Annotated in this window: 12 protein-coding genes; 6 read left to right on the forward strand and 6 right to left on the reverse strand. The window is 56.2% G+C overall.

The window, feature by feature from the left end:
• Positions 1-11: 11 nt before the first annotated feature.
• From M4951_RS16140 to M4951_RS16165, 5 genes are all read right to left on the reverse strand, one after another.
• Positions 12-1,394 (reverse strand): efflux RND transporter periplasmic adaptor subunit, encoded by a 1,383-nt coding sequence (locus tag M4951_RS16140; protein ID WP_262022681.1) that lies wholly within the window; start codon positions 1,392-1,394, stop codon positions 12-14.
• 166 nt (positions 1,395-1,560) lie between these two features.
• The gene (locus M4951_RS16145; RefSeq protein WP_262022682.1) at positions 1,561-2,004 is read right to left on the reverse strand and encodes a hypothetical protein; all 444 of its coding nucleotides are present in this window, start codon (positions 2,002-2,004) and stop codon (positions 1,561-1,563) included.
• Between the two features lie 198 nt (positions 2,005-2,202).
• A complete protein-coding gene (locus tag M4951_RS25585; protein WP_315985734.1) occupies positions 2,203-2,859 on the reverse strand; it encodes an acyltransferase in 657 nt (218 codons plus the stop codon).
• Positions 2,856-4,418 (reverse strand): hypothetical protein, encoded by a 1,563-nt coding sequence (locus tag M4951_RS16160; RefSeq protein ID WP_262022683.1) that lies wholly within the window; start codon positions 4,416-4,418, stop codon positions 2,856-2,858. Before M4951_RS16160 ends, M4951_RS25585 begins: the two co-directional genes overlap by 4 nt.
• Before the next feature lie 201 nt (positions 4,419-4,619).
• A complete protein-coding gene (locus M4951_RS16165) occupies positions 4,620-5,678 on the reverse strand; it encodes a sialidase family protein (protein WP_262022684.1) in 1,059 nt (352 codons plus the stop codon).
• A gap of 346 nt (positions 5,679-6,024) precedes the next feature.
• On the opposite strand from M4951_RS16165, the gene M4951_RS16170 reads away from it, so the two are divergent.
• The 4 genes from M4951_RS16170 to M4951_RS16185 all read left to right on the forward strand — a co-directional run bounded on the left by M4951_RS16170 (position 6,025) and on the right by M4951_RS16185 (position 10,389).
• Entirely contained in the window at positions 6,025-7,188 is a 1,164-nt protein-coding gene (locus M4951_RS16170; protein WP_262022685.1) for a GntR family transcriptional regulator, read from the forward strand.
• Between the two features lie 70 nt (positions 7,189-7,258).
• Entirely contained in the window at positions 7,259-8,776 is a 1,518-nt protein-coding gene (locus M4951_RS16175) for a sodium:solute symporter family transporter (RefSeq protein ID WP_262022686.1), read from the forward strand.
• A 156-nt stretch (positions 8,777-8,932) separates the two neighbouring features.
• Positions 8,933-9,850 (forward strand): DUF1559 domain-containing protein, encoded by a 918-nt coding sequence (locus tag M4951_RS16180; protein ID WP_262022687.1) that lies wholly within the window; start codon positions 8,933-8,935, stop codon positions 9,848-9,850.
• Positions 9,851-9,936: 86 nt separating this feature from the next.
• Positions 9,937-10,389 (forward strand): hypothetical protein, encoded by a 453-nt coding sequence (locus M4951_RS16185; RefSeq protein ID WP_262022688.1) that lies wholly within the window; start codon positions 9,937-9,939, stop codon positions 10,387-10,389.
• 92 nt (positions 10,390-10,481) lie between these two features.
• On the opposite strand, the gene M4951_RS16190 is transcribed toward M4951_RS16185, so the two are convergent.
• On the reverse strand, positions 10,482-11,915 hold the full coding sequence (locus M4951_RS16190; RefSeq protein ID WP_262022689.1) for a purple acid phosphatase family protein: 1,434 nt from the start codon (positions 11,913-11,915) through the stop codon (positions 10,482-10,484).
• A gap of 877 nt (positions 11,916-12,792) precedes the next feature.
• On the opposite strand from M4951_RS16190, the gene M4951_RS16195 reads away from it, so the two are divergent.
• Both M4951_RS16195 and M4951_RS16200 read left to right on the forward strand, forming a co-directional pair.
• Positions 12,793-14,337 carry a N,N-dimethylformamidase beta subunit family domain-containing protein gene (locus M4951_RS16195; RefSeq protein WP_262022690.1) on the forward strand — a complete coding sequence of 515 codons (1,545 nt, stop codon included), beginning with the start codon at positions 12,793-12,795 and terminating at the stop codon, positions 14,335-14,337.
• A 27-nt stretch (positions 14,338-14,364) separates the two neighbouring features.
• Positions 14,365-16,518, forward strand: a complete 2,154-nt coding sequence (locus M4951_RS16200; RefSeq protein WP_262022691.1) for a c-type cytochrome — start codon at positions 14,365-14,367, stop codon at positions 16,516-16,518.
• Positions 16,519-16,586: the final 68 nt, after the last annotated feature.

The following is a 16,586-nucleotide window of genomic DNA, read 5'->3' on the forward strand; positions in this document are numbered from 1 at the left end:
CCGGCACGACCCTAGTGATTGTGTCCTGCATGCGGATCGACCGCGCCGCCAGACTTGTTTTTGATCGCCAGATGAATTTGGTACGCGCCGCGAGCCGCGATCACGTCGCCCGGAAAAATCGATCCGTCATTGGCGACGACCACCGATTCTTGATCACGGAATTCGACATGCACCGGCACCCGATCAAAATGATCGCCATTTTGTTGATAGACGTACGACTCGGCCCCTTCCTCCACAATCGCCGAGACCGGCACGACCAGACGATCTTTCCACTGAGCGATCGGCACGCGCACTTCCATCCGCTGCCCCGGCTTAAATCGCCATTCGATATAGCGATGCCCATTAGCGGCCGCTTTGTCCGTAACGACGTCATTCGGCAGACTTAGATAGAAATGAAACGCACGCGACTGCGAATCGACCACGTCCGACAGGTACAGCAATTGCAAGTTCTCGATTTTTTCCCGTTCGTCTTTGCCCGACATTAATTCGGCCGTGACAGGCCATCCGTTGGCCGCCGCTTCACGCAATCGCACCGCGTCATCTTCAAACGCTTTTCCTTCGATATACAACTCACAATGATCGGCCACGATCCCCATCAGCTGTCCTGCTTGCACTTGTTGGCCGACGTTGACGGCGATGTTCTGCACGTGGAAGAAATGATCCATCGAGCAGGCCTCCCCTTCGTGGGAATGCTCCGGAGCGTTGACCGTCAACGTTTGGAACAGCCGTCGCTCTTGCGTGATCGCATCGACTTGCGTCTGCGTCAAACCATGTAACAACAACGCCTGACGGTCCGCTTTGAGCGAAGCCTCGAGTTTTTGCTTCTCGTATTCCTGTTCCAAGATGCGCTTCCCAGGCACAATCCCCTCGGTCAGCGACGTCAGACGGGCGATCTCGCTGTTCACCACTTCCAGGTTTTCCGCGGTCCGAATTAGATCGCTTTGCGCGGTAACCAACTCTTCAAAGGTCAACCGGATCTCAAACAACGGGCTTCCAGGCGCAACGGCGGAACCCTGCATCGGGTAGATCCTGGAGATGACGCCGGTCAGCGGAGAAGAGATATGAATCTGCGTCCGACCGGGTCTTTCGACCACCATCGCCGGCAGATTGATCCGCCGCGTATAGGTCCCCAGTTCCAGCGTCAGCGGACGATAGCCGATGTTCTTCAGTCCGTTGGCGCTCAACTCAATCGAAGTCCCTTCCGAATGGCCGGCATGTGCATGGTCATGCTCATCCTCGTGCGCATCACCTGCGTGCGAATCGGCCGCAGGCTCCGCTTTTTGGGTAAGCAGCGGCCACCAATAAACAGAAGAAGCCGCCGTGACGGCAAGAGTTCCGACGACAATAACCGTCGGCCAGATCCAACCAGAGCCAGTTTTTTGGGGAACGTTCATCCGATTTTCCAATCTCGCGTCCGCAGACGCACGCACGTTTCGTGACCTGCACGAAGGATTCCACAATCAGCCAAGAACTTACCGACACGCCCAAACTGCCGATACGTCAACAAGAACGTAACGACGGCGTCCAAGCACAGAAGGAACGACGTTAAGAGAAACGGATTTAAATCCGCAAAACGCTCAGCGCAAGATGCCGGCGCAGGGGGACGTCGGCGGGGGACGCCAAACGGAAAGAATGCAGACGCAATGAGTCCAACTCGCCAGCAACGATCTGAGTTGCACCAACTCCCAGAAAATTCGCTTGCGTCCAGTTGTCAGCCAAAGCGGAAGCGTCGTCCGAACGTGCGCCGACAAAAACGCATTTCGCCTCTGCACATTCCGATTCGTGATCGGGACAATTAGGCGTTTCGGCCTCGGTCGCGACAGCGGCGACTTCATGCGAGTGGGTGCAGCAACCGCCGTAGGCGTCGGCAGCAGCGGTTTCGCGCTGGGCGTGATTCACCCCATCCGGGATGGTTTCGACATGCATGTGATGAGCGCAACAGCCGACGATCGCATGCCAAAGCATGGCCGATACCGTCAGAAATGCCGTTACCCGTCGAATCACAAGCCAGAATCCGGTTATTGAATCTCGTTGAACCAGATTAAATTATCGGCGAATCGTCCAATCAAGCAACAGGACTTTCCCCCCCAAATCTGTCATGACAGGAGACATTCTGCGTCGCTTTGCGTAATTGCAGCGGTTTGACCGAGAAAAACTAGGGGCAAATTACTTCCGAAGATGTCGCGAGAGGCTCTCACAATTCTAATCGAAGTCCGCCGACGTGCCTCGGCTGCGTCCCCATAGATCGGACGAGTTGAGCAGAAGCTCCGAATCATTGACTTCCGGCAAATCCGCAGGCAGCTCGCGCAGTCGCATCGGGACCCCATAGGCGAGCATCCGCGGCGGGACGTCGCGATTCACCAGCGTTCCGGCCCCCACAAACGCCCCTTCGCCAATTGTTACGCCGGGGCAAACAGTCACTCCTCCGCCGATCGCCGCCCCTTCTTTCACGATGGCCCCCTGCACCGGCGCACGTTGACGCATCGGATACTTGTCATTCAAAAAGGTCGTCCCTGGTCCAACAAAAACCAGACTCTCGATCTTGGTCGTACTCGAGACATAGACATGGGCCATCAACTTCACGCCGTCGCCGATCGAAAGATTTCCCTCCAATGTCGATTGATGCAGCACCACTACATTATCGCCGATGGTGCAGCAAGCGCGGATCACGACGTTGTGCCCACACGTAAAACGATCGCCGATTTGCGTATCGGCATAGATAACGCTTCCCATTCGCACGACGGCGTCATCCCCCAGGACCGTCGGCCCCGACCAACCGGGATAGACATATCCCAGCATGACGTTTTGATCGATCTCAGCTCGAAGCCCAAGCCGAACCGGCGACGGAGAATCGCTCATCGTGTCGACTCTCCCGCCATTTGCGTCAATACGCGAACTCCTTCATCCGCAATGACGTCGCCGCCGGGAAGATCGAGCGGAGGACGTGGACGAATGTTTTTGTCCTCAGCAGCCGTGTAGCGATGAAAGGAACTCATGTATTCTCGATCCCCAATGTTGGGACCATCGGGAATGTATCCCATGGTGAAATTCGCGTAACCGCAGGGAACGGTTAACGGCAACGGTGAGTTCCTGCGCAGCTTTCGACCGATCCCCAAAAACGGCTCGAGCGGCATTCCGACGAAACCGACGTCTCCCACGCGAAATACCCACAATTCGACCGGAAGCACCTTGGGAAGCTCCGTTTCGCCTCCTGCCTGACGCAGTTCCAGCGCCCAAGCGGTCCACATCCGCACGCGATCTACCAAACCGGCCCGATACGCAGGCGACAAATCGCGGGGAAAATTCAGACCAACACAGTGCAGCGTCTCTTCATCACCATTTCGCGCACGGCGAATAAACGCTTCGATTTCATCCAGATCACGTTGTAACTCGGCTTCGGTCGGCAACGGCCCTAGCGGCAACTCCGCCACCGTTGCGGCGAAGGCGAGATCATTGCGTTCCGATTTTTGCAGCTTCGGCAACGCGTCGACGTAGCTTTGTCCCAACATTTCACCAAATTCGATCGCTCGCTTGACGCCGCCGCGAAACATTTCTTTCGAGTTCACATCACCGGCACAACCTTGAAAGAACGCAACCGGAACCTCGCTCTCCCCCCCCAACTTCTTTCCTAACACATCGCAGGCAACCTGCGGATAGTCGCCAAAGACAACAGGGATCTCGGGCGAAAAGCTGGTCACTGGATGACCGGCGAACTGCACCCACGCGACGACCGGCTGGCCGGCTTCGTTCTTAAAGACCACAACCGGCGCCTGGGTATCAATATCGCCGCGAAAGTCGACGCCTTGCAGAACGCGATCTTCTTCCCGCATCATAAATGTAGAGCCATCCGCGCGGCGGCCTTTGCGGTTGTACGTGATGCGATCTTCGTTCCCTACCGCCCACCAGATGCTGACCGGCTGCAACTGGCTCTCCAGCTCGCGCACGCTGCTGATAAGTCGCGCCAGCAGTTCGTTTCCGATTTCGTTCAACTGCGCGGTTGGGCCCTGATAAGGAGGAAGCCCCCATTCAAAGCCACCCATTTCGTTCATAATTAGCGACGTATCGCTGTGATTGTGCGAAGCGAAAAAAATGACCTGCTCTTCGCGGATCTTCAACTCAATGGCGATCGCTCGACGAAACATTTGCGTGACATTGCGAGGAATCTTGACCCAATCGCAGCAGATGACGCAAACACGAGTCTGGCCATCATCCAACAACGTGACTGTTGTCTTCAATGGCCCCGCAATTTCCGCCTCTTTCGGAAGCTTCGCCGTGTTGGTCTTGATCACTTTGTCCGGCGTAATCCCAAACCGAACAGCGGCCGCCTGCAGACGATTTCCGGCGGTTGTCGCTGCGTCGGCGCAGACTCCGGAACGGCAACAAGTGCAGACGATCATCGTGACCCAACAAGCGATCATCGATCGCCAGACGGATCGAAAAGAGGTAGCCGCACCCCATGCGTTGATCGGTGCACATCCCAAGTTTCCGCGGCCGATAACAGGCCTCAATTTACAAACCATCTGCGACAGCTCCTCACTTCTACTTGGTGAATACTTGGTCGCCGATAGGGTCCGTTGCAATGCGATTCCCCCATCGGCGCACAAGTCGTCTCATTCAGTTTAGTTGCTCGGCGACAATATCAACTGCGCCAGGTAAATGCTCGTCTTGCCTTCATGGGAGGAGTAATAGCTGACCCAGAGTTGTCCATCATGAAAAACCAGTCCGGGATAACTGGTGTCGCCTCCGCTGGGAAGCACCGCCAATTCTTGCAACGAAGACTTGGCGGGATCGAGTCGCCAGAGAGCGGTTTTCGCCTTTCCGAGATATCGGCGGCCAGACACCACCAGTTGACCATCGGGCAATTGCAAGATCTGCGGACCACCGACCCGTACGCCTAAGCTTTTCCAATCCCAATGCGTATACGGAGCCTTGGAGGCGCCAAGGACGGCGGTCGCATCTGGCTCCCCATCTCTTCGCACCACGCAAAGCGCCGTGCCATCTTCCAAAAACAACAAGCTGCTTTCGTTCGGAGCGCTCCGCACCCCAAGGTCTTTGACCAGCGTCTCAAACGTTTCTCCATCCTCGCTCTTGTACAAGCGAATGTTCCCCCTCTTTGTTCGCTCGGCGCGACTGCCGACACCGGTTTGATACCCCACCGCATAGGCCGCGCCGTCTGACCAGACGATCCGCCAGATCCAATAGTTCTTGTCACCGATTGCGTGCGGTTGCGTCCAACTCGCTCCATCTTTGGAGAACCAAACGTATGTCTGATGCGATTTTTCGTGCGGAGGTTGCGTCACCGCAGCGCCGCAGAGCATCAATTGATCGTCCGGCGTCACGCAAATCTTCGCATCTCGCAGGTCGAGCCCCGGCATCGAAACCAGCGCCGCTGATTCCCATTTTTCACCATCCGAAGAAACCAAGATACGGAGCGAGCCGTCCGCCGAAACATGTTTCTCGCCCTCACGAAAAGCACAAAACCACTTGTCATGAAATCGCACCAGATCGGTGAATGCGTTGTGCCTTCCTTGGCTCCAAATCTTTTTCAGTTGCGTTAACTCCACCCCTTTGGCGAGTTCCGCTTGCGGCTCATCCGCTTGTAAGGAAGGAACCTGGACGAATGACAGGCCAACGAGAAGCAAGGTCGTTGGAAACAGCACACCTAGGCGAGAGAGCATCAGAGGCCCCTTAGAGAAAACAAAAGGTAGGAAATCAACCAAATGGAGGGATTACGCGGCTGCGACGAGAGTATCGTACCACAGCAATACCTCTCGTCAATAAAAAACAACTTGCGACCAAGAGTTTTGCGCGGAACTGATCAAGTTGGCTCGATGCACTCACCTCCAACATGATTGAAAAAGAGGAATTTACACGTAGTTTTCCGACATTCAAGAAGGATTCGCCACCGTTCGTTTGGATCTTAGCATCGTCTTGACAGACTCCCCCCAAAACAAAAGCTTGACACGCACAATAGGTCCAGTAGGATGTCATGCGTACCAATTAAGACATCTCGGACCACTACCTATGGCAAGTTTTGAAGCTCTCATTCAGGGACCGACCGGAATTGCGTTACGCGATTCAAGTGGTCAGCCGAAGTACGAGCAACTCCGAGACTTTGTCGCTCAGCAGATTGAACAGGGACAGCTTCCGGCAGGGGAAGCGCTTCCTCCCGAGGCGCGCATTTCGGAAACTCTCGGTATTGCTCGCAGCACGGTGCGCCAAGCACTTTCGACTCTGGAGCGAGAAGGGCTCATTCGCCGCATCCACGGCAAAGGAACCTTTATTCATGAACAAGCGCGGCAGCGTCTCCAGAAGGGGCAGGACCTGTTCGCGCTGATCATTCCGGAAACGTCCGCTGGTTTCTATCCTTCACTACAGATGAGTTTTGAAGAAGCTGCCGCCGGATTTCACAACCAAGTGATCATCTGCAACTCCAATAATGAGATCGATAAACAAGGAAACTCGATCCTGCAATTGATGGACTTGAACGTCGCCGGCGTCGCAATTGTTCCGACGACCAATCCGCCGACCCCGGCGTTTCATGTTCGCCAACTTCGCGAACGCGGCATCCCCGTCGTTTGCTGCTCTCGTCCGATCGAAGGAGTGCAAGCTCCGCTGCTTTCCATTCCGTTCGAGGAAGTCGGCAGCGAAGCCGGCAAATTGATTCGTGAAGCGGGTCATCAACACGTCTTGTTTCTAACCGGTACAAAATCGGACGCAGGCACCGCCTACGAAATCGGCTTTCGACAGGCGCTGGGCCCTCGGGTTCAGGTGGAGACCTATTATGGAACCAACCCCAATCCGGACGTCACCATCCAAGAAGCGGAACTAGCGGCGGAACTGGAACGCCAATTCGCCCAGCCAGCGCCGCCGACGGCGATCTTCGCCTCCTTTGATTCCCTCGCCGAACTTGCCTTCGTGCTGCTCAGTCGTCTCGGATTGCGCGTGCCGGAAGATGTCTCTCTGGTCGGATTTGGCGGTTCTCGCCGACAAGGCGCATTGACCAGTCGACTGACGTCGATCACGGTCGACGAAGCGAAGATGGGCCATGAGGCGATTGAGCTCTTGGAACAAATGCGGGCAGGAGCACTTCCCCTGACTTGCCATGAAGTTCGCATGATGCCGCTAGGAGTCAGCGAGGGACGCACACTAAGCCATCCCAAGAAAAAGTCGGAGCTGCTGACGTAGTCGACCAGCGAGAGACGCATCTCTCGTCGATGTCGCCTTTCTCGGAAAACGCCATTCACCGAAAACGCCGATGCCTTCTATTCTCGACATTGCGATTGTACTTGTTTACCTGATCGCCACGATTGGCGTCGGCTTGGCTTGTCGAGGACGGCAACAAAACGATGATGACTATTTCACCGCAGGCGGAGGCTTCTCTCAGGTATTCGGCGCTTTGCTAGTCGGCTTGAGCATTGCCGCGACGTTCTTTAGCGGAATCAGTTTGCTTGCCTATCCGAGCGTCGCCTACAACAACGGACCGGGAATCGCCATCGCCGCATTGGCGATTCCACTTGCTGGCCTGCCGGTTCTGTTTTGGTTTCTCCCCAAATTCCTTCAGCACAGTGGACGCGAGCCGTATGGCTTGATCGAAACCCAATTCGGTTATCCAACGCGAGCGCTCGCATCAATCATGTTTATCCTGCTCCGCTTGGGCTGGATGGGAACGCTGATCTATGCTCCGACTGCAGCGCTGATGGCGGCGTTTCAACTTTCGCAAGACTGGTTCTGGCCCATCATTTTGACCATCGGGCTCAGCAGCACGCTCTATTCGGCTTGGGGTGGACTGCGCGGCGTCATCGTCACCGATGCGATTCAGTTTCTCGTCTTGATCCTTGGCATCCTATGGCCGATCGCCCATGTATTTACCCATCTGCCGGTGAGCGTTTTCGACTTCTGGTCGAACATGGAATCCTCCGGCGAATGGGTCACGCTCAACACTTCAATCGACATGACCGATAAACGCACGGTCTGGTCGCTACTGGCCGGTTTCTTCGTATCGAACGTTGGGATCTACATGGCGGATCAGATGTCGCTGCAGCGTTATCTGGCCTCGGGAACCTTGCGTTCCGCCCGCCGAGCGTTTGTGGTCAATATTGTCGGCGTGATGGTCGTAACGCTCTTGCTTACGATGCTCGGCGTCGCTATGGCGGCTTGGTACAGCCAGGCGTTGCAGATCGCGCCGGAAAAGGTAGACGACGTATTTCCTCGCTTCGTCGCGACCATCCTGCCGCCGGGCGCCGCCGGTTTAATCTTCGCGGCAATTCTAGCGGCGACCATGAGCAGCATGACCAGCGGCGTCAACTCACTAGCGGCGGCGATCTCGCTCGACTTCGCTCGTCACTTCAATCGCGATCGCACTCCTCAACAGGCGCTGCAGTTCGCACGTCGACTCAGCGTGACGATCGGCTTGCTCGCCACGGCGACCGCCGGCGTCGTGCGCCATTTGGGAACAATTTTTGACATCGCGCAATCGGTGATCGGCGTCTTCCTGGGACCGCTGCTGATCTGCATGTCGTTTGCGGTGTTTCAAGTGCGCGTCAGTCAGAAAAGCATGATCCTTGGCATGCTGTCAGGCACGCTCGCCGGTTGGGTGATCATTTTCTCTCCCTGCGATAGCCTGTGGGTCGCTCCCTTCTCGGCGATCACCAGCGCGGCAATTGCGCTCTGCGGCAACCTGTTTAGGAAAGGAGAGTCGGCCGATCAGAACAAGACCGCTCACCACACGAAACGGGGTGAATCCATCACCATCGCATCGGAAAACAAGCCATGAACCAACCCCGAAAGACATTTCGTGGATGCGTTCCCGCGATCCTCATGCAAATCGACAGAACCCCATCTGCAATTATTATCGATCTTAGGGTGACGACAGCGCGCGTATTAAACGGCTGTCGACATCAGTCTCCTATCTTTTATCTAGAGGAAAATCATGACCCAACGTCGCATGCTTCATAGTGGCTTTACCCTGGTCGAGTTATTGGTAGTCATCGCCATTATCGGCGTCTTGATCGCTTTGCTGTTGCCGGCAGTGCAACAAGCCCGCGAAGCGGCCCGACGCGCCCAGTGTCAAAACAACCTCAAACAGCTGGGGCTCGCGCTGCATACGTATCACGACACGCATCTGAAATTTCCTCCCGGCGCAGTCGATGTCAATTGGCTTAGCTGGGCCGTACTCATTCTTCCGCAGATCGAACAAGGCCCACTCTTCGATCAATTCAATTTTAACGCAGGATCCTACACCAATACGAACAAGTATATTCATGGATTAAATCGCATGCCGATGTACCTTTGCCCGAGCAGCAACTCCGAGCACAGTCTTGATCCCTCCTATTTAAACGATTACACGCTGCACTACATGGGAGTCGCCGGCCCCAAAGGAACCAATCCCGCGACACTAGCAACCTACGCAGTTGAGAAGGAGACTTCTTCCCGCGGCGGCATGGCGACGCAAGGCATGCTCTACATCGATAGCGACACTCGTTTTCGCTCCATTACCGACGGAACCTCCAACACGTTCATCTTGGGCGAAAGCTCGTGGAACAAAAAAAATAAATTTCGCAGTTGGATCCGAGGAGGCGCCTACACGAATACGACATCCGGCTCCACATACACCACCAATCCACATCTCGACTCCACCCGAAATGTCGCGAATGCGATCAACTCGGAATACACCGGCGGAACAAGTCCCGAAGGCTGGAATGACGTCTGCTACGGCAGCGAACATGCCGGCGGAGCCCTCTTCCTGATGTGCGACGGTTCCGGAAAGTTTGTCCCCGAGACAATCGACTACGGAATCTACCTGTCGACCGCAAGTCGCGACGGCGACGAAGTAACGACAGCCGAATAAATTAGCTCAAGCGCCTCGCGAAGGCGGGAGTTTCTCAAGGTGGTGCATTTTCTTTTCATTTCACTTTTTGCCATCGATCCTATTCCATGAACCGATTTCGCCAATCTTTGCCCTTTGCTTTGCTGAGCCTGTTGCTCGCATCTATTTCCCTGGGATGCGGCGCCGGCTCGGGAGGGCCAGAAACGTTTCCCTTGACAGGAACAGTCACTTACCAAAATAAGCCGGTTCCTGCCGGGCGCATTGATCTTCTCCCTGATCCATCCCAGGGAAACGCGGGGCCGGCCGGCTACGCGGAGATCAAAGATGGCGCCTACGATACTTCTCGCTCCGGACGGGGAACGGTCGGCGGCGCGTATGTCGCCGTCATTACAGGATCATCCAGCGCGGAAACGCCGCAAGTTCTCGGTGACGAGGAACTGCTCAGTCAATCGCAACCATCCAGCGAGTTATTTAGGGATGTCCGCATCTCGATCAATCTTCCCAAGGAAGCGAGCAAGCAAGATTTTCAAATTCCCGTCCAAGCCGCCGCGAATCGCTAGAACCTGCTGATTTCAAGCATTGGATTCTGCCGCCGATCCCGGCGCCGACTCAACCAGGATAAGTCGGCGCCTGATGTCGATTTTTCCTCGCGTTACTTCGTCGGCGTGCGCAGGTTTTGCGGGGTTTCTACTTCGATCTCGACCAACTGATTGATCTCACCGTTGGCTTGCTTATGCAACTCAAAAGCGTCGTACAATTCGCCGATCGCGGTGCGGGCCTCAAAGCGAAGCGTTGCTCCGTCTATGTGGATGACTTGATACAACTGCGTATCTTCACCCAAGCGTTCCATAAACGGCCAACGCGTGTTGGGGTACATCTTGGGACCGCTCACTGAAACGACGTAGACCGTACCGTTCTCTTTGTCGACGTTTTGCACGCCGGTCGGAATATTTACCGTCCCCACTTGCACTCCCTGCTCTTTCGCCAGATCGTCGGCGGCGCCAAAGCTGGAATAGTCGCTCTCCGGCACATCAACGCCAGGTACAGCAAATCCCGTTCGACCGTAGGTATGATCATGTCCCTGCAGCACCAGATCGACTTTGTACTTATCAAAGATCGGCTTCCAAATCGCACGCAACGAGGCGTTGTCGCGTCCCTTGCCGGTCGAGTAGATCGGATGGTGAAAGGTGCAAACGACCCACTGCGATTTATTGCTGGCCAATACCCCTTCTAGCCAGACCGCTTGCTCTTCTTGCAGTTCGTTACTGTTCAGCGCGATGATCCGCAGATTGTGATAAACCAGGGTGAAGCAACTCTCCTCGAGCCCGCGAGGTCCGTTCTGCGGGAACGTGAAACTAGGGCGCCAATGTGGAGACAGTTGACGGTCGCCGCCAGCGGTTTTGGCCTGCTCATGATTACCGGGAACTGCAACGCTGGGAATCATCGCATTGAGCCAAGATCCGGCCCCAAACCATTCTCCCCACTCGGCATCTGATTCGCAACGATTGACCAGATCGCCGGCATGCAGCAAGAAGGCGGCTTTGGGAGCGTCGCGATAGGCCTCGCGAATGACGCGCGACCACATCGAGCGAAGATTATTTTGCGCATCGCCAAAGTAAATAAATGAGAACGGCTCTGGTTTTTCGGACGCGGTCGAAAACTGAAACCACTCACTCCAATTCACGCCATCCCCCACGCGATAGGCGTAGCGAGTTCCCGGTTGCAAATCCTGGAAACTGACGCTGTGAAAATGCGCGGTGTTGAGATCGGTCTTCAATGCTTCCGAGATTGCTTTGTACTGGGTCGCTTTGTCGGGAAAACCAGGCCCCGCTTCGGCAACGGCAATCTCGGCCAATCCGACATCGACCGCCGTCGAAGTGCGCCAGTTCACCGCTTGAGTCGTTTGCGGATCGCCGTCCCAGCTCAACACAATCCGATCAGGCATCGCGGTCGGCTGGTACATCTCCGCCGGTTTGACGGCGATCGGAGCATGCGTATGGTCGTCATCTCCTTCATGGGCCAACGCCGCTGGATGGATCACAAGCAGAGCAAACGCGCAAGAGAGCAGCACTCGAATAATCGTCATTGAAATCAACTTTGCGTGGAATGCGTAAACAAGTAGGTAAGCTAGAACCAAAAAATATTCGTGGCCACGCTACGAGGCCAAGTTACCAATGAAGTTCATCATCTCGCTTATTGACGCCTGCGCTGGCAATCCAACAGGCGCGACCAATGGAAACCCCGGAATTCGTGGCAGATCGGTTCGACGGAATAAATATTGAATTCCGTGCGCAGACATCAATAGAACCAAGGCAGTGATGAAGCATGCTCATCACAACTTTTCCACATGATATCGCCAGACCAAGCTTGGCAAATCCTGCTCCGCCTGGGGCTGTCGATAGGCCATCGTAGCGGAAATGCGATTCTCGCCCAGTTTCGCTGGGGTCGGTTTCCAAATCCGCGACAACTATTCACCAACTCTTCATCAATTTTTCACCCAAGCATCCGGATAGAATCGAATGATTCTCGATCAGCCAAACTACCTGGGGATGACTCGTGCCCATAAAAGGTTCATGCCAGGGAAGATCCAATCGACCACATTCGGCGACTTGGGGATTGGGACCGCTTGATTCATCCCCATCATCGGCGTGCTAATCGGTCTCCTTTTGCGTCGCGGCGAGAGCGTTTTTCAGCAAGTTGAACAAACAGCCCCCTTTTGCTCCGGAGAAAGCAGCGTCTTGCTGCAGCGCCGGTCAACCGCGCTGGATACCACTTCCCAACTCTTAGGTTCGCACAGCCAGATTGTGCGGGGGATATGTCCATCCCGCGGGACTGGAACACCCTCGATAAAAAGGCTCTAGGATGCCGAGCCTCGGCAAAGATTACACGTGACATCTCCTCCGCACTTTACTACCATAAAGGACTCTCCTCCCCTCCCGCCACGATAGCAGCGAACCGTCGCCATGCCTGACGATCCTTCGGCCAAGTTGCCCCGCCGCCAGTTCTTGCAAGGAGCGATCGCCGCGACCACCTTGGCCGCCGGAGTCGGCGAAGCTCGCTCGGTTCTCGCTGCGGACGCCAACTCGACGCCAGATCGGATTCGCGCCGAAAACGCGCTGCCCGGCGCCGACGATTGGCAATTGACGCGCGTCCGCGTCGATGGCGACGGCTTTCGCTCACCCTGGATCGAAGGGTACTGCTCGCGGCAAAGCGTCCTGCTTGGCGAGTCGATCGACATTCTGGTTTCGACCAACCCTACCCGCTCGTTTCGACTCGAACTGTTTCGCATGGGTTACTACGGCGGCTCCGGCGCTCGGCTCATGAAGACGATCGGTCCGCTGGAAAGCGAAACCGAGCCCACCCCAACGCCTGGCGAAAAAAATTTGCACGAGTGCCGTTGGAAATCGACGGTTCGGCTATCGATTCCCACTCACTGGACCAGCGGCGTTTATCTCGGTCGCCTGACTACCGTTCCCGAACCCGGCGAAGCGTATTGGCAAAGCTATGTCATCTTTGTCGTGCGCGACGAGCGCCCGGCCGACATCCTTTTTCAAGTCAGCGACAACACCTGGCAAGCCTACAATCGCTGGCCCAACAACTACTCGATCTATACGCACCCGAAAGGAACTCAGGGACCATGGGCCAATGTTAGTTTTGACCGACCTTATGGACGCGAAGCGCAACACCAAGGCGTCGTGAACGATCCCCGCACCGTCGGTTCCGGCGAGTTCCTGCCGTTCGAGTTCCCGCTGGCCTATTGGCTCGAACAGCATGGCTACGACGTTTCGTACTGCTCCAACAGCGATATGCTCACGCCGGACCGTGGACTGCGGTGCAAGTCGTTCATTAGCGTCGGTCACGACGAGTATTGGGACCTGCGGCAGTTTCGCTCGGTCGAGAAGATGCGCGACCACGGCGTCAATCTGCTCTTTCTGTCAGGCAATTCGATCTGTTGGGTGACGCCGTTTCAGGAAAGCAGCAGCGGCGCGGCCAACCGGATCATCTCTCGCGGCGGTCCTTACGGAGCCAGCAACGATTACGCAGTCGGTCGCGAGCAAGACCATGGCCCCTTTCCGCATCGCGGCCCCGACGAAGGTTTGCTCATGGGGGCGCGAAACGTTGAACCGGTCAACGGCGGCGGAGACTGGATCGTCACCCAATCGCAGCACTGGATGTTCGCCGGAACCGGCGTCCAGCAAGGCGAAAGCATTCCGGGACTGGTCGGCTGGGAGTATCACGGGCAACCGGCTGATATCCCGGGCTTGCAAGTGGTTGGCGCCGGCACCGCTTGGCAAGGAGGCGTCAATCCTCAGCAATGGACAGCGACCATCTACCCCGGTCCCCAAGGCAACTTCGTCTTCAACGCGGCCACCATTTTTTGGGCGCAGGGTCTTAGTTCTCCGCCGGGACACGTGCTTCCCTGGTCGCACTGGAGTCGTCCTCACGGCCCTGACGCACGCGTTCAACAAATGACGCACAACTTGCTAAAACGAGCGATCAGCACTTAATCGACGCGCTTCCTTTCACGGAAAATCATGATGACACGCCGGTCTATCGCATGCCTGATTCTGCTGTTGGCGAGCAGCACATCATCCCTCCTGCTGGGCGCCGATGCGACAACTCCTCTGCTGCAAGTTCCTGACGGCTATACCGTCGAAATCGCCGCCCCCTCTTCGCTGATCGCACATCCGCTGATGGCCGACTTTGACGAACAAGGCCGGCTTTACGTCGCGGCGAATTCGGGTCAGAACCTTCCCCGTGCAGAGCTTGAAAAACAGTTGCCCAATTTTGTACAACGCTTGGAAGATGTCGACGGCGACGGCGTCTTTGACAAAGTGACGATGTTCGCGGACAAGCTGACCTTTCCGCAAGGCTGTCTCTGGCACGCCGGTTCGTTGTACGTCGCATCGAGCGGCGCCATCTGGAAGTTTACCGACACCAACGAGGACGGCGTCGCCGACCAGCGCGTCAAACTGGTTGGCGATTTTGGTTACACCGGCAACGCCGCCGACATCCATGGTCCCTTTCTTGGTCCCGAGGGGCGACTCTATTGGTGCGAAGGACGGCATGGGCACGAAATCAAAGATAGCGCCGGCGCGCTGATTAGCAAAGGAAAAGCGGCCCGCATCTTTTCGTCGCGACTCGACGGCAGCGACGTGCAAACCTATTGTGCCGGCGGAATGGACAACCCGGTCGAAATCATCTTTACGCCTGCAGGCGAGATGCTGGGAACGGTCAACTTAATGTACGCTCGGCCGCGCGGCGACTGCCTGGTCCACTGGCAACCTGGCGGCGTCTATCCACGCACCGATTTTGCAGAAGGTCTTGAAAGCGAGTTTATTCGAACCGGCGATCTGCTGCCCGAGGTGCATAACTTCGGTCACGTCGCCGTGTCGGGACTTTGTCGGAATCCCGCGCGCGACAATTCACTCTTCATCACGCAGTTCAACACCAATCGGATTGTCCGTGTTGATCTACAGCCAAGCGGATCGACGCTGGCGGTTCGCAACCTAGAAGACTTCGTCGTTTCAACCAGCGAAGACTTTCATCCGACCGACGTTTTGCCCGCCGCCGATGGTTCGCTGCTGGTGATCGATACCGGCGGTTGGTTTCGGATTGGTTGTCCCCAATCGGAATCGGCCAAGCCCGATATTCGCGGGGCCATTTATCGGATTCGCAAAACGGAAACTTCTGCGACTCCTCCTGCAACCAACGATCCGCAACTTGCGCTGCAAGCGAAGATCTGGACGCTCCGCCGTAGCGAGTCGCCTGCGGCGCTTTCTGAAATCGCCAAGTTATTGCAGCATCCAGAATCCACGATTCGGCAAACGGCGGCTCGCTCGCTGTTGGATTGGCCCCGCTCGCAAGAAACAAACGCCCTCGCGCCGCAACTGTTGACCATGCTGCAAAACGGCGAACCGAGCGAACGCCGCAGCGCAGCACAGGTGCTGGCCCGCTGGGCGAGCGATGTGCCTTCGATCGCTCCCGCTCTCTTAGAAGCGTTGGCCCATGCGGACAATGATCGAGCCATACGACACGCATTGGTCTTGGGCCTGATCCACAGCGGACAGCGCGATCTGCTCAGCCAAGCGTTGCTCGATCAGCGAGTGGAAGTCGCGGGCGCGGCGGCAATCGCTCTCGAACAACTGCGGCGTCCGCAGATTGACCTGGCGAGTCAAGATTGGCTCGACATCCCCGCCGCTTCGCTGGGAAAACCGCTGACGCCGGAACAGCGTCACGAATTACTCGAACGGGAAAAGAACCTCGCGACCGGCGATCCGCTGCGCGGCAAGCAAGTCTTTCAATCGACCAAAGCGGCTTGCAGCAAGTGTCATCAGATCGCCGGCGAAGGAGGCCAAGTCGGTCCTGACTTAACGACCATCGGCCGCAGTCGCGGACGCCGCGATCTGCTGGAATCGATCCTCTATCCCAACGCGACGTTCGCCCGCGGCTTCGCCTCTTATGTGGTGATGACCGAAGAGGGGCAAATTTTTAGCGGCATCATTCTGGGCGAAAGCACGAAAGAACTTCACTTAGGAGTCGACAAAGAAAACTCGGTCCGCATCGCCAACAACCGCATCGAAGAAATCCGCGCCAGCGACATCTCGATCATGCCGCCCGACTTTCATCGCGATCTATCCGACCAAGACTTGGCCGATTTGATCGCGTATTTGGAATCGAGAAAGTAGGAAGAAACGCGGAAACGGGAAAGCGGATGAAGAGAGGCTAAGCGTCTCCGTCGCTTCTACGAATGACG

Origin of the sequence: Blastopirellula sp. J2-11 (assembly GCF_024584705.1) — a bacterium.
GTDB lineage: Bacteria > Planctomycetota > Planctomycetia > Pirellulales > Pirellulaceae > Blastopirellula.